The following is an 18,351-nucleotide window of genomic DNA, read 5'->3' on the forward strand; positions in this document are numbered from 1 at the left end:
CATCCGGCGCGCGGCCGTGGAATCCGCGGCCTCGGGCCCTGCGGCCCCGGACTCCACGGCCGCCGGACGCCTTCCCCGTGCGGGAGCCCCGGGGACCGGATGATCTCCGGTCCCCGGGGGTGGGAGGCGCGCCCGATCCCCGGCCGGGGCGGTGGGGTCAGAGCAGCGCCGCGCGGACGCTCAGCACGTCGGGCAGGTGCCGGGCGATCAGGGACCAGGTCTCGCCGTCGTCGCGGGAGCCGTACACCTCGCCGTCGCGGGTGCCGAAGAAGACGCCCGCGGAAGAGGCGGTCATCGCGTCGCGCAGCACGCTGGCGTGGACCGGGTCCTCCGGCAGGCCCTTGCTCAGCGGCTGCCAGGACCCGCCCGCGTCGTCGCTGCGGAAGACCCGGCAGCGGTGCTCGACGGGGGTGCGGTCCATGTCGGCCTGGAGCGGGAAGACGTAGACCGTGTCGGGCCGGTCGGGGTGGACGACGATGGGGAAGCCGAAGTCGGAGGGGAGCGAGTCGCCGATGGAGGTCCAGGAGCCGCCGAAGTCGTCGCTGCGGTAGACGCCGAAGTGGTGCTGGAGGAAGAGGCGCTCAGGCCGGGACGGGTGCACGGCGACCTTGTGCACGCACTGGCCGAACTCCGGGTACTGCGACCCCTCGGGCAGGAACAGCGCGCGGATCCCCTGGTTGGCGGCCTCCCAGGAGGCGCCCGCGTCGGTGCTGCGGTAGAAGCCGCCGGTGGAGACGGCCACGCCGATGCTCTTCGGGTCGGTCGGGTGGGGCAGCACGGTGTGCATGCAGAGCCCGCCGCCGCCGGGCTGCCACTGGGCGCGGTGCGGGTGGTTCCACAACCCCTCGACGAGGGAGTAGGTGACGCCGCCGTCCTCGGAGCGGAACAGCGCGCCCGGCTCGGTGCCGGCCCAGACCACGTCCGGCTCGCTCGGGGAGGGCGTCAGCTGCCAGACCCGGGTCAGTGCCGCGCCGGTCTCCTCGGGGAAGGCGATGGGAGGCGCCTCGGCCTCCTGCCAGGTCGCGCCGAGGTCGTCCGACCACATCACGGACGGGCCGAAGTGGCCGTATTCGATTCCGGCCAGGAGGCGGGGGACGGGCCCGCGGGTGTCGATGGCCACCGAGGGGACCCCGATGGTGGAGAAATGGACCGGCTCGACCTCGAACGGGCCGCCTCCGGTGGAGCGGGCAAGGAACAGGCCTTTGCGGGTGCCGACTGCCAGGAGTGCGTCGCGCATGCTCTTCTCCCTTCAATCCGGCTTCCCATGCTTCCACGCCGGCGTGCGGTTCGCACGCATTACCTGATACGCGGCGTGTGTTCGAACGATTCTTCGGGAGGGGGTCGGGGGAGGGGGCCCCGAGAGGTGTCAGAACTCGCCCAATGCGATGTCCCTGCGGATGTTGGCCAGCGGGACCCCGCTCCACAGGAGCCGGCGGACCGTCTCGTTGACCATGGGGGGCGGGCCGCAGACGTAGACGTCGTGCTCGGCCCACGAGTGGAAGCGCTCCATGACCTCGGGGACCCGGCCGCGCATCCCGTCGTACCCCGGGTCGTCGGAGACGACGGGCAGGACCCGCAGCCAGGGGAAGCTCGACTCCATCCGGATCAGGTCCGGAAGGTCGTAGAGCTCGTGCGTGTGGCGGACCCCGAACAGCAGGTGGACGTTGGGCCGCCGGCCCGAGGAGATCACGTGCTCGATGATCGCCTTGAGCGGGGCCAGCCCGGTGCCGCCCGCCACGCACAACATGTCGCGGCCGGTGTCGGCGGGGGTCATCATGCCGACCGGGGGGCCGAGCATGACGGTGTCGCCGATCCGGGTGTGGTCGACCAGCGCGGTCGAGACCCAGCCGCCCGGGACGGACCGGACGTGCAGGCGGATGGTGTTGTCCTCGCGGGGCGCGTTGGCGATGGAGAACGTCCGCCAGACGCGGGGCCAGCGCGCGGTCTGCACGTTGACGTACTGCCCCGGCAGGAACGGCATCCGCTGGCTGGGACGCAAGGTGATCACCGCGATGTCCCTGGTGCGGCGTTCGTGGTCGATCACCTCGGCCAGCCACCAGGCGGGGGAGACCCCCGCGTCGGCCTCGGCCGACTCGATCATGGCGTTGGCGGCGGCGGTGTAGGCGGCGACCCACGCCGACTCGATCTCAGAGCTCCAGACCTCGGCGGCGAAGCGTCTGACCGTCGCCAGCAGCGCGTTCCCGACGGCGGTGTAGTGTTCGGCGATCACTCCGTACTTGCGGTGGTCGCGGCCGAGCTGCCCGAGGAACGCCTCCAGGCTGTCCGGGCTGTCGAGGCTCCAGACGATCCTGGTGAGCGCGCTGAACAGGCGGTCGCGCTGGACGTCCATGGCCGGCGGGAACATCCCCCGCAGATGGGGGCTCTCCGCGAACAGACGGCCGTAGAAGTATGCCGCGGCCTTGTCCGCGACGGGCTCGATGACGGCGAAGCTCTCCTTGACGAGATGCGGATTCAAAGACATGTACCAGAACCCACCTAATTGGCTGGATTGATGCCCAGCCTCGCAGATCCACCTCCCTGACAGCTCCGGGTGATAAGCATCCGGTAGCCCCGGCTCACCGGAACGCTCGAATTTGAGTCTTCCATCACTATCTGAGCGTCACAACCGATTCCCTCCAATATGGTGCGAGATCAAACTCTCTGTAGTCGGGCAGTTATTTTTGGTAATCAAGGCTCTAGCGGCGGGTGCTTGATAAGTGAATAGAAATCACATTCGGGCTAATGGTTGGATTTACTTAGTTTTGAAAACCATTGTCAGCATTGTCGGTCGCCGTCCGCCCGTCGCCCGCTCCCGCTCCGATCGCCGCCCGGCCGGGAATCCCGGCCGGGAATCGGCGTCCGGGGGCGCAACCTCGTCCCGCTGCCGATCGGGGTCGGTTCCCGACGAGATGACACTGATACTTGGGTTACGTGACATGGGGGAAATGGCGTACGCCATGATGGGATTGCTATTGGAGGGAGGGGTGCCGCCGGCACCGGTGGCACGACCTTGCGCACGGCCCCTGGAGATCGCATGTCCCGACCCCTGATCGGTATCACCTCCTACCTCGAAGCCGCCCGATGGGGCACCTGGGTCCGGGAGGCCGTTCTGTCCCCTCCGGCGTACGCCCGCGCGGTCGAGAAGGCGGGCGGCGCCCCGGTCCTGCTGCCGCCGCTCGGCCTGTCCGCGACCGGCGACTACGCGCGCGGCCTGTCCGGCCTCATCCTGGCCGGCGGCGTCGAGCTCGATCCCGGCCTGTACGGCGCGGCCCCCGAGGAGCGGGCCGAGGAGCCCCAGCACCACCGCGACCGCTTCGAGCTGGCCCTGGCCCGCGCGGCCGTGGAGGCCGACCTGCCGCTGCTGGCCGTCGCCCGGGGCATGCACGTCCTCAACGTCTCCCAGGGCGGCTCGCTGATCCCCTGGCTGCCCGACGTGGTCGACCACGACCGGCACGCGGAGGGCGGCCGCGTCCACACCGTCCAGATCAGCGTCTCCAGCAAGCTGGGCAAGGCGCTCGGCGACCAGGCCGAGGTGACCGCGCCGCACCGGCAGGCCGTCAAGCGGCTCGGCACCGGCCTGCTCGCCGTGGCCTGGGCCGACGACCAGATCGTGGAGGGCATCGAGCTCCAGGGCCACCGGTTCTGCGTGGGCGTCCAGTGGCATCCCGAGCGCGGTGCGGACAACCGGCTCGTCGAGGCGCTGGTCGAGGCGGCCCGCTGACCGCGGCGACCGGGCGGAGGTGTCCGCCGGGCGTCGGCGGCGGGACGTCCGGCGGGCGTCGGCGCGGGGGCGCCCGCCGTCCCGGGCGCTCGTGACGGGTATGGTGCGATCATGGCTCTGCACCCCCAGGCCGAGGCCTACCTGAAGCTCTTCCCCACCGATCTCGGCACCCCGCTGTCCGAGCTCACCCCCCGGATGATCGCCGAGATGCGGACCCTGGACGGGTTCGCCGAGCAGCGCGGCCCGGCCGTGCCGCTGCCGGTCGTGCGGGACGACACCGCCGGCGGCGTGCCGGTCCGGATCTACCGGCCCGAGGAGGACGGCCGTCCCCTGCCCGCGATCGTCTACTTCCACGGCGGCGGGTGGGTCTTCGGCAGCGTCGCCCGCAACGACGCCCTCGCCCGCGACCTGGCCGCGCGCAACGGGGCGGTGGTGGTCTCGGTGGACTACCGGCTCGCCCCCGAGCACCCCTTTCCGGCCGCGGCCGACGACGCGTGGAGCGCGGTGCGGGACGTCTTCGCCCGGCCCGAGGCGTACGGCGCCGACCCGCGGCGGATCGCGGTCTGCGGCGACAGCGCCGGCGGGAACGTCGCGGCCGTCGCCGCCTGGCTGGCCAGGGACGCCGGGCTCCGCCTGGCCCACCAGCTGCTGGTCTACCCGGTGCTCGACGTGGCGATGGACACCCCGAGCTACCGCGCCTACGCCACCGGGTTCGGCCTCGGCGCCGACGAGATGGCCTGGTTCGCCGCGCAGTACGGCGGGGATCCCGCCGATCCCCGGCTGGCCCCGCTCCGCCTGGCCGACAAGGCGGGCCTCGCCCCCGCGACGGTGATCACCGCCGAGTGCGACCCGCTGTGCGACGAGGGCGAGAGCTACGCCGCCCAGCTCGCCGCGGCCGGGGTCCCGGTGGAACTGCGGCGCTACGCCGGGGCCATCCACGGCTTCTTCGGCCTGCCCGGCTTCTTCGACCAGGCGGTCGAGGCGCGCGAGTACGCCGCCGCGCGGCTGAAGGAGGCGTTCAAGTGAAGGGTGTCCGGGCGGACGGCGTTCATCGGACGAAGGGCGGGCTCAGGTGAAGGGCTACGAGAAGCTGAAGGTCGACTGGGCGGCCGACGGGGTGCTCCGGATCGTGATCAGCGAGCCGCGCAGGCTGAACGCGGTGGACATGACCGGCCACCGCGAACTGGCCGAGATCTGGCGCGAAGCGGACCGCGACGACGCCGTGCGCGCCGTCGTCATCCGGGGGGAGGGGGAGGCGTTCTCCGCGGGCGGCGACCTGTCGATGATCGAGGAGATGATGCGCGACCACGCCACGCGCATGCGCGTCTTCACCGAGGCCCGCGACATCGTCTACAACGTGCTCAACTGCTCCAAGCCGATCGTCTCGGCGATCCAGGGCCCGGCGGTCGGCGCCGGGCTCGCGGTCGCGCTGCTGGCCGACATCTCGGTCGCCGGGCGGAACGCGAAGATCATCGACGGGCACACCCGGCTCGGCGTCGCGGCGGGCGACCACGCGGCGATCGTCTGGCCGCTCCTGTGCGGCCTGGCCAAGGCCAAGTACCACCTGCTGCTGTGCGAGCCGGTCACCGGCGCGCAGGCCGAGGCGATGGGCCTGGTCAGTCTCTGCGTCGACGACGACCAGGTGCACGAGAGGGCCCTGGAGATCGCCTCCCGCCTGGCGGCGGGGTCGGCCGAGGCGATCCGCCTGACCAAATACTCCCTGAACAACTGGCTCCGGATGGCCGGGCCGTCCTTCGACGCCTCCCTGGCGATGGAGTTCCTCGGCTTCACCGGCCCGGACGTGACCGAGGGCGTGCGGGCCGTACGGGAGAAGCGTCCCCCGCGCTTCACCTGACGGCGGCCGGGCCGCGCCTCAGGGGTCGGGCAGGCGGTCGATCACCGAGTTCTGCACCCTCTGGAAGATCACGGAGGTGCGGAACCCGGAGATCTCGCGGCGCTGGCTGAGCTCGTCGAGCAGGAAGCCGTGCAGGTGGTCCAGGTCCTGCACGGCGACGTGGAGCAGGAAGTCGTCGCCGCCGGCCAGCACGAAGACGCTCAGCACCTGGGGCAGGCGGCTGACGGAGTCCTTGAACGTCTCGATCACGGTCCGGCTCAGCGGGCGGACCTGGACCGAGACCATGGCCTGGACGCTCCGGTTGAGCGCGGCGTGGTCGATGTCGGCGTGATAGCCGCGGATCACGCCCCGCCGGGTGAGCGCGCGGACCCGCTCCAGGCAGGTCGATGGGGCGACGCCCAGGGTGCGGGCGAGCTCGCGGTTCGACTGCCGCGCATCCGTCTGGAGAAGCCGGATGATTTCCGCATCAAGTTCATCCACGGCGGCCATTCTGCCCTGATTCTAATCATTCGTTCGGCTGACCGCCCAATGAAGCGATCAGCTGGCTACCTTCTGCCCGTGTCACCGATCGATGTGAGAGCGGGTAGCCGATGCCGAGGGCAGTGAGCGGTCAGGGAACCGGGTGGTCCGGGACGGCCTCCCCCGGGGAGTGCCGGGGGGGAGCCGAGGGCGGGGCCGCCACGGGATCGGGGGCCGCGGAGTCCGGGGCCGGGAGCGGGGGAGCGGGCACCGGAGGATCCCCCGCGCCGGGCGCCCGGCTCGGGACGGGGCAGGGGACGGCGCTGCTGCTGGGAGGGGTGCTCGGACCCGGCGTCCTCGCCCTGCCGCACCTGGCCGCGGCCGCCGCCGGACCGGCCTCGATCGTGGCGTGGGCCGCGCTGCTGGCGCTCAGCGTGCCGGTCGGGCTGACCTTCGCCGCGATGGGCGGGCGCTTCCCCGACGGCGGCGGGGCGGCGACGTTCGCCGCGCGGGCCTTCGGCCCCCGGACGGCGGCGGTGACCGGCTGGTGGTTCTACTTCGCCATCCCGGTCGGGGTGCCGGCCGGAGCCATGATCGGAGCCGGGTACGTCGCCTCCGCCCTGGGGCTGGGCGGCACCGGGGCGGTGGCGCTCACCTGCGGGCTGCTGGCCGCGGCGTTCGCCGCCAACCACGCCGGGCTGCGCTTCTCCGGAGGGGCGCAACTGCTCCTGGCCGCCCTGCTCGCCGCGCTCCTGGTCGCCGCCGTCGCGGCGGCCCTGCCCGCCGTACGGCCCGGCAACTTCACGCCGTTCGCCCCGCACGGCTGGGAAGGCGTCGCCCGGGCCGCCGGGGTGCTGTTCTTCGCCTTCGTCGGCTGGGAGGCGGCCAGCCACCTGTCGGCCGAGTTCGCCGACCCCCGCCGTCACCTGGTCCGCGCCACGGTCCTCACCCTGGCGGTCGTCGGCGTGCTCTACCTGGGGCTGGCCGTGGCCACCGTCGGCGTGCTCGGTCCCCGGGCGGCCACCTCGCCGGTCCCGCTGGCGCTGCTCCTCCAGGAGGGCGCGGGGAGCCTGGCCGGGCCGGTCACCGCCGGGGCGGCGGTGCTGCTGAGCTTCGGCGCGATCAACACCTACATCGCCGGGGGCGCCCGGCTCGGCGCCGCGCTGGCGCGCGACGGGGCCCTGCCCGCCCCCCTGGCCCGGGGCGCGGCCCCCGGCCAGGTGCCGCACCGCAGCCTCGCCCTGCTGGCCGTGCTCTCCGGCGCCCTGACCGTTGCGGCGGTGACCTCCGGGATCGGGCTGGACCCGCTCATGCGGGCCACCTCGGCCTGCCTGGCGGCGGTCACCGCGGTGGGCGTCGCCGCGGCGGCCCGGCTGCTGTCCGGGACCGGACGCCGGATCGCCGTCGTGGCCACGGCCTTCACCGCGGTGCTGCTCGCCGCCTGCGGGCCGTACCTGCTGGTGCCCGCCGGGCTGGCGGCGGGCGGCATGCTGATCTCCCGCGGGGGACGGAGGTGACCGGCGGGAACGTCAGAAGAGTTTGCGCAGGGCCGCCAGGCCGGGCTCGAAGATGCCGCGAGTGAAGATCTTGGTCATCCTCGCCTCGTCGTCGGTCTCGAAGGCGGCCGACCACTCGACGAAGGACTGCCCGCTGTCGGTGACCGGCGCGACCCGGTAGGTGGCCCGGTAGTTGCGGACCGGCAGCGGGCACTCGAGGATCTCGTAGGTCGCCGTCCGGGAGGAGTCGTCGAGGACGAGCAGCCGTTCCCGGAACAGGCCGCCGGCGCCCTCGACGCGGCGGATCGCGCCGGGCTCGGCGGTCCCGCCCCCCTCGATCTCGCAGCTGGTGAGGCCGGGCAGCCACTCCGCGAGGTTGCCGAAGTCCCGCAGGTAGTCCCAGACCTCGTCGGCCGGTGCGTTGATCACGGTGCTGGCGTAGGCGGACATGGACGCTCCTTCGCATTCGCTTCCGGACCAGCCCATGGTCCGCCCGCCGGGTCCGCGACGCAATCGGCTCAGAAGCTCCGGGGCAGCCCGAGCACCTGGGTGGCGAGATAGTTGAGCAGCAGTTCCTCGGTGACCGGGGCGACCTTGCCGATGCGGGCGTCGGCCAGCAGGCGGGCGACCGGATACTCCAGCGAGTAGGCCATGCCGCCGTGGGTCTGGAAGGCGTGGTCGGCCGCCTCCCAGGCCGCCTGGGAGGCGGTCAGCTTGGCGATGTTGGCCTCGGTGCCGCACGGCCGCTGGTTGTCGAAGAGCCAGGCGGCCTTGTAGAGCATCAGCCTGGCCAGCTCGATCTTGGCCTTGACCTGGGCGAGGGGGAAGGCGATGGCCTGGTTGGCGCCGATCGGGCGGCCGAAGACCTCGCGCTCCTTGGCGTACTGCACGGCCACCTTCAGCGCCACCTCGGCGCCGCCGAGGGCGGAGGCGGCCAGCAGGATGCGCTCGGGGTTGAGGATGTCCCACAGCACCGCGGCGCCCCCGTCGACCTCGCCGACGACGTTGGCGGCCGGCACGCGCAGGTCGTCGATGAAGACCATGTTCGACGGGGTGGTGTTGGCGCCCATCTTGGGGATCGGCTGGAAGGAGAGCCGGCCGGCGGCCACCGCCTCGGGCACGTTCACCAGGAAGACGGTCATGCCGTGGGTGCGGGGCTTGGCCTCGGCGGCCGGGACGGTGCGGGTGACCAGGAGCATCCAGGTGGCGCGCTGCACGCCGGTGATCCAGATCTTCTGGCCCTTGACGACGTACTCGTCGCCGTCGCGCCGGGCGGAGGTGGAGATGCCCAGCGCGTTGGAGCCGGCGTCCGGCTCGGTCAGGGCGAAGCAGGTCTCGACCTCGCCGGTGGCGAGCTTGGGCAGCAGCTCCGCGCGCTGGCGGTCGCTCCCGTGCCGGGCCAGGGTCATCGCGCCGAAACCGGGGGTGAGGACGTAGGTGAACGCCGATCCTCCGGCGGAGCCGGAGGCGGAGAGGGTCTCGGTGGCCACGGCCAGTTCGAGCAGCCCCTGCCCGCCGCCGCCGTACTCCTCGGGGACGGCCAGGCCCAGCCAGCCCCCCTTGGCCAGCTCCGCCCACACCTCTTCCGGCCAGCGCTTGTCGGTCTCGCAACGCTGCCAGTAGTCCAGGTCGTAGCGTGAACAGATATCAGCTATGCCGCGCTGGACGGCGAGGGCGCTCTCCGGAAGCGTGAAGTCCACCGTGATCAACTCCATTCTCGTTGCGTGCGCAATAATAGAATGAAGTTCGGTCGCGGGGCGAGGGTTCGGGCGGGGTTTCCGCCGGGCTCCGCCCGTCCCTCCCGGGGATCCCGCCCGGCGGGCCTACGGGCGGGGCCGGCGCGCGTGGTAGACGAAGGCCGGGGGAAGGTTGCCCCACACCGTGCGGCCCGTGACGACCTCCTCGAAGGTGTCGCGCATGCGCTGCCGGAAGCGCCGCGCCGGGGGGAACGGCTTGGCGAAGCTGTAGGCGAAGGTGGTGAACGCGGCGTTCGGGCCCAGGACCGCGGTCACCGCGTCCAGCAGGGAGGTCTGCGTCTCGCCGGAGAAAGCGGCCCAGGGGAGCCCGCTCACGATCACGTCGGCCCGGTCGAGGCCGCGCTCCCAGAGCAGCTGCGGCAGTTTCACCGCGTCGGCGACCGTGACGTCCACCCGCGGGTGGCGGGCGGACAGGAAGTCCGCCAGCTTCGGGTTGATCTCGACCGCGAGATGGCGCCCCCGCCCGCGCAGGCGCCGCTGGATCTCGGCGGTGAACGCTCCCGTGCCGGGACCGAGCTCCACGATCACGGGCTCGCCCCGCTGGGGGATCGGAGCGGTCACCATCTCGGCGAGCTTGCGCGAGCTCGGCGCCACCGCCCCGATGGTCCCGGGGGCGCGCATCCATTGCCCCAGGAAGAGCGTGGTGTCGTTGGTCATGGAGTGAAGGTTAAGGTCTCTTTTCCTGGTTATGACCCAGCCGTATGGCCGATCTTCCGGCCACTAGGAGGAGGCCGACCCCTCCCGGGGAAGGAGGGAGGCCCACGCGAGCCGGGATACCTTTCGCCTATGAAGTCCCGCGATCCGGCGTCGGGCGCGCCGCCCGTGCCGCCTTCCGGTCAATTACGGTCCCCCCTGCCGCCCTCCGGCCGGGAGCGCCCGGAGGCACCGGCACGGTCCGACGACCGGAGCTCGGCGGGGACCGCGGACCGGGGGACGAGATCGCGTCCGGTGCCCGGGGGTTTCCTGGCGTTCGCCGGGATCGGCCTCGGCCTGGTCATCTCGGGGAAGACCGGCGGGTCCGCGCCCTGGCCGCTCGTGCTGGGCCTGTCGCTGCTCGCCGGGATCCCGATGGGGTTCGTCCGGCACGCGCCCCTGGCGGTCTGCCTCTACCAGTCGGGCCTGCTGCTCCTGTGCGACCGGTTCGGCAGCTTCGCCGCCGACACGGTGCAGACCCTGCTCCCGGTCGCCGTGGGAATCCTCGCCTACCGCGGCCCCTGGAGGTGGATCGTTCCCGGAGCGGTGCTGGCGGGGGCCGCCACCGCCGTCAACCTCGCCGACCCGGGGACCGCGTTCACGACCGGCTTCTGGTACTTCCCGGTCGGGATGGTCGCCGTCCCCGTCATCGTCGGCCGCTACCTGCGCAACCCCATCGAGCCCGTGGGCGACGTCGGGCGCTGGCCCGCCCTCGACCTGCTCCTGGCCGGCGGCGGGGTGGCCTTCATGGTCCTGGACACCTGGACGAAGTGGAACGACGGCCCGTGGCCCGTCTGGGCGGTGGGCTGGTTCGTGATCGGCTGCGGGCTCACCGCCGGGCTGGTCCGCAGGCTGCCGGGCACGGCGTTCGCCCTGCAGGGCGTGCTGGTGCTCCTGGCCGGTCAGGACGCGGGCTTCGCCGCGAACTCGCTCCAGGGGCTCTTCCTGGTGACCCTCGGCGTGTTCGCCACGCGCGCCTCGTGGTCCTGGACCGCCGTCGCCTACCTCCTGGCCGTCGGGGTGACCGCGCTGAACATCGTCGGCGACAAGCTGTCGGAGGTGACCCCGACCCGGGTCGCCGCGCTGCTGGCCATGGTGGCCGCGCCGATCATCATCGGCCGCTACGTCGGCGTCCGCAAGGACGCGGCCGACCTGCAACTGGCCATGGCCGAGGAGGCCAGGCAGCTGTCCGCCGAGCGCGCCCGGGCCGACCTGCTGGCCGAGCGCGAGCGGATCGCCCGCGACGTCCACGACATCGTCGCCCACCACGTCGGCGCCATGGTGCTGCGGGCCGGCGCCGCCCAGTACGCCGCGCCGTCGGGACCGGTCGCCGAGGCGCTCTCCGACATCCGCACGACCGGGCACCAGGTCCTGGAGGACCTGCGCGGCCTGCTCTACGTGCTCCGCGACCCGGAACTGGCCCACCTGCCCGTCGCCGCCCCCGAGGCGGTGGTCCGCGACGCGGTGGAACGGATGAACGCCGCCGGTCTCGACGTCGAGCTCCGCGCCGCCCCCGAGGCCGAGCTCGTCCCCCTGGTGACCCGCGCCTCGGCCGCCAGGATCGTCCAGGAGGGCCTGACCAACGTGCTCAAGCACTCAGGGCCGGGCACCCCCGCGGTGGTGGAGCTGAGGGTGACCGGGGACGCGCTCGAGGTGGACGTGTCCAGCGGCCCGCCGCCCGGCGACGCGTCCGGTTCGGGCACCCCGTCCCCGGCCGGGCCCCGCGACGCGCTGCCCTCCTCGGGACAGGGCATCGCGGGCATGCGCGAGCGCGCCCGGGCGCTGGGCGGGGACCTGTCCGCCGGTCCCGACGGGGCCGGCGGCTGGCGGCTGGCCGCGACGCTCCCGCTGGAGCGCGCCGGCCAGTCGTGCGGCATGACGCTGCAGCGCAGGATCCTGCCCCGGCGGCGGGAGGAAGAGAAGGGGGACAAGGGGGACATGAGAGGAGACGTCGTGAGGACGTGCGACCAGCCGGGGACCGAGCGGCCGGTGGAGGGGCTCCGGTGATCCGGGTCGTCATCGCCGACGACCAGGCCCTGGTCCGCGCGGGCGTGCGGATGCTGCTGGAGGCCGCCGGGGAGATGGAGGTGTGCGGCGAGGCGGTCGACGGGTCGCAGGCCCTGCAGCTGGCGGAACGGCTCCGTCCCGACGTGCTGCTGATGGACCTGCGCATGCCCGTGATGGACGGGCTGGAGGCGTCCCGGCGGATCCTCGGCGCCTGGCCCGCCGCGCGGATCGTGATCCTCACCACCTTCGCCGAGGACGAGAACGTCTACGCCGCCCTGCGCGCCGGGGCGATCGGCTTCCTGGTCAAGGACGACGAACCGGAGCGGATGGTCGACGCCGTGCGCCGGGCCGCGTCCGGGGAGCCGCTGCTCGCCCCCTCGGTGCTGCGCCGCGTGGTGGAGCGGGCCCTGGCGGCGGAGGAGCAGGAGACCCCGCGCGTCCCGGCCCGGCTCACCGAGCGGGAGCTGGAGGTGCTGGCCCTGGTCGGGACGGGGCTGTCCAACGCCGAGATCGCCGACGCCCTGCACGTCGGCGTGACCACCGTCAAGACCCACGTCTCCACCGCCATGGACAAGCTGGGACTGCGAAACCGAATCCAGGCGGCGGTGGTCGCCCACCGGATCGGGCTGGTCGACGCGGGGTTCCGGCCGGTGCGGAATCCCCCGAGGGGCGGACCGGCGGGTCAGCCCGCAGGCTGACGACGCGGCGGGCCGCCGGCGGACACGATGTGTGCTCCCAACGCTCACCGCAAGGAAGGACACGTCCCATGCAGGAGGTCGTCACCGCAGGTTCCGCAGGTTCCGCCGGACAGGGCCGCCCCGTCTCCACCGGGCTCCTGTACGGCCTGCGCATCCTGGTCGTCGCCCAGGCGGCCGGGCTGATCGTCGCGGCCTCGTTCGCCGGCCAGGCCGTCAACGGCGATCAGTCCCTGTCCGACACCCACGTGTGGGCGGGCATGGTGGTGCACCTGATCGCCCTGCTGCAGATCGTGGCCGCCGTGCTCGTCTGGCGGCCGGGCCGCGGCGCGGGCTGGCCCGCGCTCGCCAGCCTGGGCCTGTTCCTGATCGGCATGGGCCAGCACTTCAGCTGGGAGATGCTGGGCACCCACGTGCCCAGCGGCCTGACCCTGTTCGGGCTCACCGTGGCCGTGCTCATCTGGGCCTGGTCGCCCCGCGCCGCCGTGCGCCGCTCCTGAGAGTCCCGGAGGCCGGGGCCCGCGGAAGGGACCCCGGCGCCCGGCGGCCGGGTCAGTCGGCCAGGGGCAGGTAGATGCGGTTGCCGCCGGCGGCGAACTCCTCCGCCTTGGACCGCAGGCCCGCCTCGATCCCGGCCTCGATCCCGCCCTCGAACTCGGCGTCGGGCAGGCCCATGGCGGCGCCGTACGTGCCGGCGATGTCCCTGCTGATCTTCATCGAGCAGAACTTCGGACCGCACATGGAGCAGAAGTGCGCGGTCTTGGCCGGGGCGGCGGGCAGCGTCTCGTCGTGGAAGGACCGGGCGGTGTCCGGGTCGAGGGAGAGGTCGAACTGGTCCTCCCAGCGGAACTCGAACCGGGCGTCGGACAGCGCGTCGTCCCGGGCCTGCGCGCCCGGGTGCCCCTTGGCGAGGTCGGCCGCGTGCGCCGCGATCTTGTAGGTGATCACGCCGGCCTTCACGTCGTCCCGGTTCGGCAGCCCCAGGTGCTCCTTGGGGGTGACGTAACAGAGCATGGCGGTGCCGTACCAGCCGATCATCGCCGCGCCGATGGCCGAGGTGATGTGGTCGTAGCCGGGGGCGATGTCGGTCGTCAGCGGGCCGAGGGTGTAGAACGGCGCGTCGTCGCAGAGCTCGCGCTGCAGGTCCACGTTCTCCTTGATCTTGTGCATGGGGACGTGGCCGGGGCCCTCGATCATGACCTGGACGTCGTGCGCGTGCGCGATCTTCGTCAGCTCGCCCAGCGTCCGCAGCTCGGCGAACTGGGCCTCGTCGTTGGCGTCGGCGATCGACCCCGGGCGCAGGCCGTCGCCGAGGGAGAAGGCCACGTCGTAGGCGGCCATGATCTCGCAGATGTCGGCGAAGTGCTCGTAGAGGAAGCTCTCGCGGTGGTGGGCCAGGCACCAGGCCGCCATGATCGATCCACCCCGTGAGACGATGCCCGTCCTGCGCCGCGCGGTCAGCGGCACATGCGCCAGGCGCACCCCGGCGTGCACGGTGAAGTAGTCCACGCCCTGCTCGCACTGCTCGATCAGGGTGTCGCGGTAGACCTCCCAGGACAACTCCTCGGGCCGCCCGTTCACCTTCTCCAGCGCCTGATAGATCGGGACGGTCCCGATCGGCACCGGGGAGTTGCGGATGATCCATTCGCGGGTGGTGTGGATGTTGCGCCCGGTGGACAGGTCCATGACGGTGTCGGCGCCCCACCGGATCGCCCACGTCATCTTGTCCACCTCCTCCTCGATGGTGGAGGTCACGGCCGAGTTGCCGATGTTGGCGTTGATCTTCACGAGGAAGTTGCGGCCGATGATCATCGGCTCGCTCTCCGGGTGGTTGACGTTGGCCGGGATGATCGCCCGTCCGGCGGCCACCTCGTCGCGGACGAACTCCGGCGTCACGCCCTCGCGGAGCGCGACGAACTCCATCTCGGCGGTGACCAGGCCGCGCCGCGCGTAGGCGAGCTGGGTCACCGGCGCCCCGGCCGCGCGCAGCGGCCTGTGGTCGCCGCCGGTGAAGACCGCGTCGAGGGAGCGCAGGTCGCGCGCCCACGACTCCTGGTCCCGGTAGCCGTCGTCGGCGGGCCGGGCCGGGCGGCCGCCGTACCGCGCGACGTCGCCGCGGTCGAGGATCCAGTCCTCGCGCAGGCGCGGCAGGCCGCGGGTGATGTCGACGGTCACGGCCGGATCGGTGTAGGGCCCCGAGGTGTCGTAGAGCGTGACCGACTCCCCGTTGCTCAGCCGCACTTCGCGCATGGGGACGCGCAGGTCACCCTGGTAGATCTTGGAGCTGGACGGACGCGCGTCAGACATCGCGCAAACTCCCTTCGCCGGCATTATCCGGAGCAGGTTCTGGCGGTCGGCGGCTGTCACAGCCGTCCTCTCAGCCCGGTTCTCCGGGCTCCCGCGTTGGTCGGCGGAAACCATAGCGCGTCCCCCACCCGATCACCACCCCCCGAGCCGCGACGCGTTGGCGTCGCCATCAACGCAGTAGTGTCACTATCAGGTACGGGAGGGAGACAAACGGGTGAATGTGGAAGTGCCGGGGGCCGAGGATCGGATCTGGACGGTTCCCAACGCGCTGAGCCTGGCCAGGCTTCTCGGCGTGCCGGCCTTCCTCTGGCTCGTGCTGGGCCCGAAGGCCGACGGCTGGGCGGTCGCGCTGCTGATGCTCGCCGGGTTCTCCGACTGGCTCGACGGCAAGCTCGCCAGGGCGTGGAACCAGACCAGCAAGCTCGGCAGGCTGCTCGACCCGCTGGCCGACCGGCTCTACATCCTGGCCACCCTGCTCGGTCTGGCCCTGCGCGACATCATCCCCTGGTGGCTGGCACTGATCATCCCGCTCCGGGACGTGATGCTCCTCGGCATCCCGCCGATCCTGCGCCGCCTCGGGTACGGCCCGGCGCTCCCGGTGCACTTCATGGGCAAGGCCGCCACGGCCAACCTGCTCTACTCCTTCCCCCTTCTCTTCCTGGCCCACCACGACGCGTGGTACGGCGACCCGGCCCGGATCGTCGGCTGGTCGCTGGCGATCTGGGGCGTCGGGCTGTACTGGTGGTCCGGGGTGCTGTATTGGGTACAGGTGCGGCAACTCCTTAAAGGAGCCAAAACGCCGTAAGAGGTGATTTGTGAAGGCCGTCGTGATGGCGGGCGGTGAGGGGACGCGGCTCCGGCCGATGACCGCGAACCAGCCCAAGCCCCTGCTCCCAGTGGTCAACCGGCCGATCATGGAGCATGTGCTGCGCCTGCTGAAACGGCACGGGTTCACCGAGACCGTGGTGACCGTGCAGTTCCTGGCCGCCCTGGTCCGCAACTACTTCGGCGACGGCGACGAGCTCGGCATGAACCTGTACTACGCCACGGAGGAGAGGCCGCTCGGCACCGCCGGGAGCGTCAAGAACGCCGCCGACCGTCTCCGCGACGAGCCCTTCCTGGTCATCTCCGGCGACGCGCTCACCGACATCGACCTGACCGACATGATCGACTTCCATCGGGAGAACGGCGCCCTGGTCACCATCGGGCTCAAACGCGTGCCCAACCCGCTGGAGTTCGGCATCGTCATCGTGGACGAGCAGGGCCGGGTGGAGCGGTTCCTGGAGAAGCCCACCTGGGGCCAGGTCTTCTCCGACACGGTCAACACCGGCGTCTACGTGATGGAGCCCGAAGTCCTCGACGAGGTCACCGCCGCCGGGCCGGTCGACTGGTCGGCGGACGTGTTCCCGAAGCTGCTGGAGCGGGGCGCCGCGCTCTTCGGCTACGTGGCCGACGGCTACTGGGAGGACGTCGGCACCCACGAGAGCTACCTGAGGGTCCAGGCCGACGTGCTGTCCGGCCGGGTCAAGGTGGACATCGGGGCCTTCGAGCTCTCACCCGGCGTCTGGGTGGCCGAGGGCGCCGTGGTGGACCCCGACGCGATCCTCAAGGGCCCCCTCTACGTCGGCGACTACGCCAAGGTCGAGGCGGGGGCCGAGCTGCGGGAGTACACCGTGCTCGGCAGCAACGTGGTGGTCCGCGAGGGCGCCTTCCTGCACCGCGCCGTCGTCCACGACAACGTCTACGTCGGGCCGAGCACCAACCTGCGCGGCTGCGTGATCGGCAAGAACACCGACCTGATGACGGGCGCCCGGGTCGAGGAGAACGCCGTCGTCGGGGACGAGTGCATCATCGAGGCCGAGGCGTACGTCTCCTCCGGAGTCAAGATCTACCCGTTCAAGACCGTCGAGGCCGGGGCGCTGGTCAACACCAGCGTCATCTGGGAGTCCCGGGGGCAGCGCAACCTGTTCGGCCCGCGCGGCGTCTCCGGGCTGGTCAACGTGGAGATCACTCCCGAGCTGTGCGTACGGCTGGCCAGCGCCTACGCCACCACCCTGAAGAAGGGCACCTCGGTCGTCACCTCCCGTGACTCCTCCCGGGCCGCCCGGGCCCTGAAACGGGCCGTGATCAGCGCCCTGAACGCCAGCGCCATCGACGTGCTCGACCTGGAGGCCGTCCCGCTGCCGGTCTCCCGCTTCCACACCGCCAAGGACAGGGCCGTCGGCGGGATCGCCCTGCGCACCACCTCCGGCGACCCGCAGAGCGTGGACATCGTCTTCATGGACGAGAGCGGCGCCGACCTGTCCCAGTCCGCCCAGCGGAGGCTGGAGCGGGTCTTCTCCCGCCAGGAGTTCCGCCGCGCCTTCCCCGGTGAGATCGCCGAGCTCAGCTTCCCCCCGCGGGTGATCGAGGACTACACGAACGAGCTGCTGCGCTGCGTGAACATGAGCGGGGTGCGCGACGCCGACATGAAGGTCGTGGTCGACTGCGCGGGCGGCACTTCGGCGCTGGTGCTGCCGAGCCTCCTCGGCCGGGTCGGGGTGGACGTGCTGACCGTCAACAACCGCCTGGACGAGGCCTCGCCCACCGAGACCTTCGCCGAGCGCCGCCGCGACCTGCAGCGCCTGTCGGAGCTCGTCAGCTCCTCCAGGGCGGCGTTCGGGGTGCGGTTCGACCCGGTGGGGGAGCGGGTCGCGCTGGTCAACGAGGCGGGCCAGCTGATCAGCGAGGAACGCGCCCTGCTGGTCGTGCTGGACCTCGTCGCGGCCGAGCGCCGGGGCGGCCGGGTGGCGCTGCCGGTGACCACCACCCGCGTGGCCGAGCAGGTCTGCCGGTTCCACGGCGTCCAGGTCGAGTGGACCTCCACCGCGATCGACGCGCTCACCTCCGCCTCGCGGGGGCAGGACATGGTCTTCGCCGGGGACGGGCGCGGCGGGTTCATCGTGCCGGAGTTCGGGCCCGCGGTGGACGGGCTGGCGGTGTTCCTGCGCCTGCTGGGGCTGGTCGCCAGGACCAGGCTCTCGCTCAGCCAGATCGACGCCAGGATCCCGGCGGCCAGGCTGCTGCGCCGTACGGTGCCGACGCCCTGGGCGGCCAAGGGGGCGGTGATGCGGTCGGTCATCGAGGCCGCCGAGGGCTACCGGATCGACACCACGGACGGCGTGCGGGTCGTCGCCGACGACGGAAGCTGGGCGCTGGTGCTGCCCGACCCCGCCGAGGCCGTCACCCATCTGTGGGCGGAGGCCTCCGACGCGGACTCCGCCCAGGCCCTCCTCGAACGCTGGGCCCAGGTCGTGGAGGACGCCGCCGGCACCTGAGTCCCCGGGCTCATGGCGACGGGTGAGGACGTGACGACGGCCGC

The 18,351-nt window shown here is 72.3% G+C and carries 16 protein-coding genes and 1 riboswitch; of the genes, 9 read left to right on the top strand and 7 right to left on the bottom strand.

Annotated elements, in window-relative coordinates; translation table 11 throughout:
* Nucleotides 1–157: 157 nt before the first annotated feature.
* Nucleotides 158–1,237 (bottom strand): WD40/YVTN/BNR-like repeat-containing protein, encoded by a 1,080-nt coding sequence (locus Plo01_RS34135; protein ID WP_203894892.1) that lies wholly within the window; start codon nt 1,235–1,237, stop codon nt 158–160.
* Nucleotides 1,238–1,366: 129 nt separating this feature from the next.
* The gene (locus Plo01_RS34140) at nt 1,367–2,482 is read right to left on the bottom strand and encodes a globin domain-containing protein (RefSeq protein WP_203894893.1); all 1,116 of its coding nucleotides are present in this window, start codon (nt 2,480–2,482) and stop codon (nt 1,367–1,369) included.
* Nucleotides 2,483–3,034: 552 nt separating this feature from the next.
* Between Plo01_RS34140 and Plo01_RS34145 the strand changes: the two genes are divergently transcribed.
* From Plo01_RS34145 to Plo01_RS34155, 3 genes are all read left to right on the top strand, one after another.
* Nucleotides 3,035–3,721 (top strand): gamma-glutamyl-gamma-aminobutyrate hydrolase family protein, encoded by a 687-nt coding sequence (locus Plo01_RS34145; RefSeq protein ID WP_203894894.1) that lies wholly within the window; start codon nt 3,035–3,037, stop codon nt 3,719–3,721.
* 111 nt (nt 3,722–3,832) lie between these two features.
* On the top strand, nt 3,833–4,747 hold the full coding sequence (locus Plo01_RS34150) for an alpha/beta hydrolase (protein WP_203894895.1): 915 nt from the start codon (nt 3,833–3,835) through the stop codon (nt 4,745–4,747).
* Between the two features lie 46 nt (nt 4,748–4,793).
* A complete protein-coding gene (locus Plo01_RS34155; protein ID WP_203894896.1) occupies nt 4,794–5,576 on the top strand; it encodes an enoyl-CoA hydratase/isomerase family protein in 783 nt (260 codons plus the stop codon).
* Nucleotides 5,577–5,594: 18 nt separating this feature from the next.
* On the opposite strand, the gene Plo01_RS34160 is transcribed toward Plo01_RS34155, so the two are convergent.
* Nucleotides 5,595–6,065: an Lrp/AsnC family transcriptional regulator gene (locus Plo01_RS34160; protein ID WP_203894897.1), complete on the bottom strand. Its 471-nt coding sequence runs from the start codon at nt 6,063–6,065 to the stop codon at nt 5,595–5,597.
* Between the two features lie 113 nt (nt 6,066–6,178).
* On the opposite strand from Plo01_RS34160, the gene Plo01_RS34165 reads away from it, so the two are divergent.
* Nucleotides 6,179–7,552 carry an APC family permease gene (locus Plo01_RS34165; protein WP_203894898.1) on the top strand — a complete coding sequence of 458 codons (1,374 nt, stop codon included), beginning with the start codon at nt 6,179–6,181 and terminating at the stop codon, nt 7,550–7,552.
* Between the two features lie 12 nt (nt 7,553–7,564).
* Here the strand turns inward: Plo01_RS34165 and Plo01_RS34170 are convergent, their stop codons facing one another.
* From Plo01_RS34170 to Plo01_RS34180, 3 genes are all read right to left on the bottom strand, one after another.
* Nucleotides 7,565–7,981 (bottom strand): SRPBCC family protein, encoded by a 417-nt coding sequence (locus Plo01_RS34170; RefSeq protein WP_203894899.1) that lies wholly within the window; start codon nt 7,979–7,981, stop codon nt 7,565–7,567.
* Nucleotides 7,982–8,049: 68 nt separating this feature from the next.
* Nucleotides 8,050–9,246 carry an acyl-CoA dehydrogenase family protein gene (locus Plo01_RS34175; RefSeq protein ID WP_239317619.1) on the bottom strand — a complete coding sequence of 399 codons (1,197 nt, stop codon included), beginning with the start codon at nt 9,244–9,246 and terminating at the stop codon, nt 8,050–8,052.
* Between the two features lie 108 nt (nt 9,247–9,354).
* Complete coding sequence (locus Plo01_RS34180; protein WP_203894900.1) at nt 9,355–9,945, bottom strand: class I SAM-dependent methyltransferase; 591 nt, start codon at nt 9,943–9,945, stop codon at nt 9,355–9,357.
* 291 nt (nt 9,946–10,236) lie between these two features.
* On the opposite strand from Plo01_RS34180, the gene Plo01_RS34185 reads away from it, so the two are divergent.
* The 3 genes from Plo01_RS34185 to Plo01_RS34195 all read left to right on the top strand — a co-directional run bounded on the left by Plo01_RS34185 (nt 10,237) and on the right by Plo01_RS34195 (nt 13,183).
* Nucleotides 10,237–11,988: a sensor histidine kinase gene (locus Plo01_RS34185; RefSeq protein WP_239317621.1), complete on the top strand. Its 1,752-nt coding sequence runs from the start codon at nt 10,237–10,239 to the stop codon at nt 11,986–11,988.
* Nucleotides 11,985–12,686: a response regulator gene (locus tag Plo01_RS34190; protein WP_203894902.1), complete on the top strand. Its 702-nt coding sequence runs from the start codon at nt 11,985–11,987 to the stop codon at nt 12,684–12,686. Before Plo01_RS34185 ends, Plo01_RS34190 begins: the two co-directional genes overlap by 4 nt.
* Nucleotides 12,687–12,754: 68 nt before the next feature.
* A complete protein-coding gene (locus Plo01_RS34195) occupies nt 12,755–13,183 on the top strand; it encodes a hypothetical protein (protein ID WP_203894903.1) in 429 nt (142 codons plus the stop codon).
* A gap of 52 nt (nt 13,184–13,235) precedes the next feature.
* On the opposite strand, the gene thiC is transcribed toward Plo01_RS34195, so the two are convergent.
* The gene (gene thiC, locus Plo01_RS34200; RefSeq protein WP_203894904.1) at nt 13,236–14,990 is read right to left on the bottom strand and encodes a phosphomethylpyrimidine synthase ThiC; all 1,755 of its coding nucleotides are present in this window, start codon (nt 14,988–14,990) and stop codon (nt 13,236–13,238) included.
* A riboswitch (TPP riboswitch) is annotated at nt 14,983–15,095 on the bottom strand. Its footprint overlaps the gene before it by 8 nt.
* A gap of 109 nt (nt 15,096–15,204) precedes the next feature.
* On the opposite strand from thiC, the gene clsA reads away from it, so the two are divergent.
* Together clsA and Plo01_RS34210 are read left to right on the top strand one after the other, a co-directional pair.
* Nucleotides 15,205–15,795, top strand: a complete 591-nt coding sequence (gene clsA, locus Plo01_RS34205; protein WP_203894905.1) for a cardiolipin synthase ClsA — start codon at nt 15,205–15,207, stop codon at nt 15,793–15,795.
* 10 nt (nt 15,796–15,805) lie between these two features.
* The gene (locus tag Plo01_RS34210; RefSeq protein ID WP_203894906.1) at nt 15,806–18,307 is read left to right on the top strand and encodes a mannose-1-phosphate guanyltransferase; all 2,502 of its coding nucleotides are present in this window, start codon (nt 15,806–15,808) and stop codon (nt 18,305–18,307) included.
* Nucleotides 18,308–18,351: the final 44 nt, after the last annotated feature.

It is taken from the genome of Planobispora longispora, assembly GCF_016863135.1.
GTDB classification, from domain to species: domain Bacteria; phylum Actinomycetota; class Actinomycetes; order Streptosporangiales; family Streptosporangiaceae; genus Planobispora; species Planobispora longispora.

Excerpts from the sequence above, each read along its gene's own strand:
- Plo01_RS34135 (WP_203894892.1), bottom strand. The coding sequence starts at position 1,237 with ATGCGCGACGCACTCCTGGCAGTCGGCACCCGCAAAGGCCTGTTCCTT.
- Plo01_RS34140 (WP_203894893.1), bottom strand. The coding sequence starts at position 2,482 with ATGTCTTTGAATCCGCATCTCGTCAAGGAGAGCTTCGCCGTCATCGAG.
- Plo01_RS34145 (WP_203894894.1), top strand. The coding sequence starts at position 3,035 with ATGTCCCGACCCCTGATCGGTATCACCTCCTACCTCGAAGCCGCCCGA.
- Plo01_RS34150 (WP_203894895.1), top strand. The coding sequence starts at position 3,833 with ATGGCTCTGCACCCCCAGGCCGAGGCCTACCTGAAGCTCTTCCCCACC.
- Plo01_RS34160 (WP_203894897.1), bottom strand. The coding sequence starts at position 6,065 with ATGGCCGCCGTGGATGAACTTGATGCGGAAATCATCCGGCTTCTCCAG.
- Plo01_RS34170 (WP_203894899.1), bottom strand. The coding sequence starts at position 7,981 with ATGTCCGCCTACGCCAGCACCGTGATCAACGCACCGGCCGACGAGGTC.
- Plo01_RS34175 (WP_239317619.1), bottom strand. The coding sequence starts at position 9,246 with ATGGAGTTGATCACGGTGGACTTCACGCTTCCGGAGAGCGCCCTCGCC.
- Plo01_RS34180 (WP_203894900.1), bottom strand. The coding sequence starts at position 9,945 with ATGACCAACGACACCACGCTCTTCCTGGGGCAATGGATGCGCGCCCCC.
- Plo01_RS34195 (WP_203894903.1), top strand. The coding sequence starts at position 12,755 with ATGCAGGAGGTCGTCACCGCAGGTTCCGCAGGTTCCGCCGGACAGGGC.
- thiC (WP_203894904.1), bottom strand. The coding sequence starts at position 14,990 with ATGTCTGACGCGCGTCCGTCCAGCTCCAAGATCTACCAGGGTGACCTG.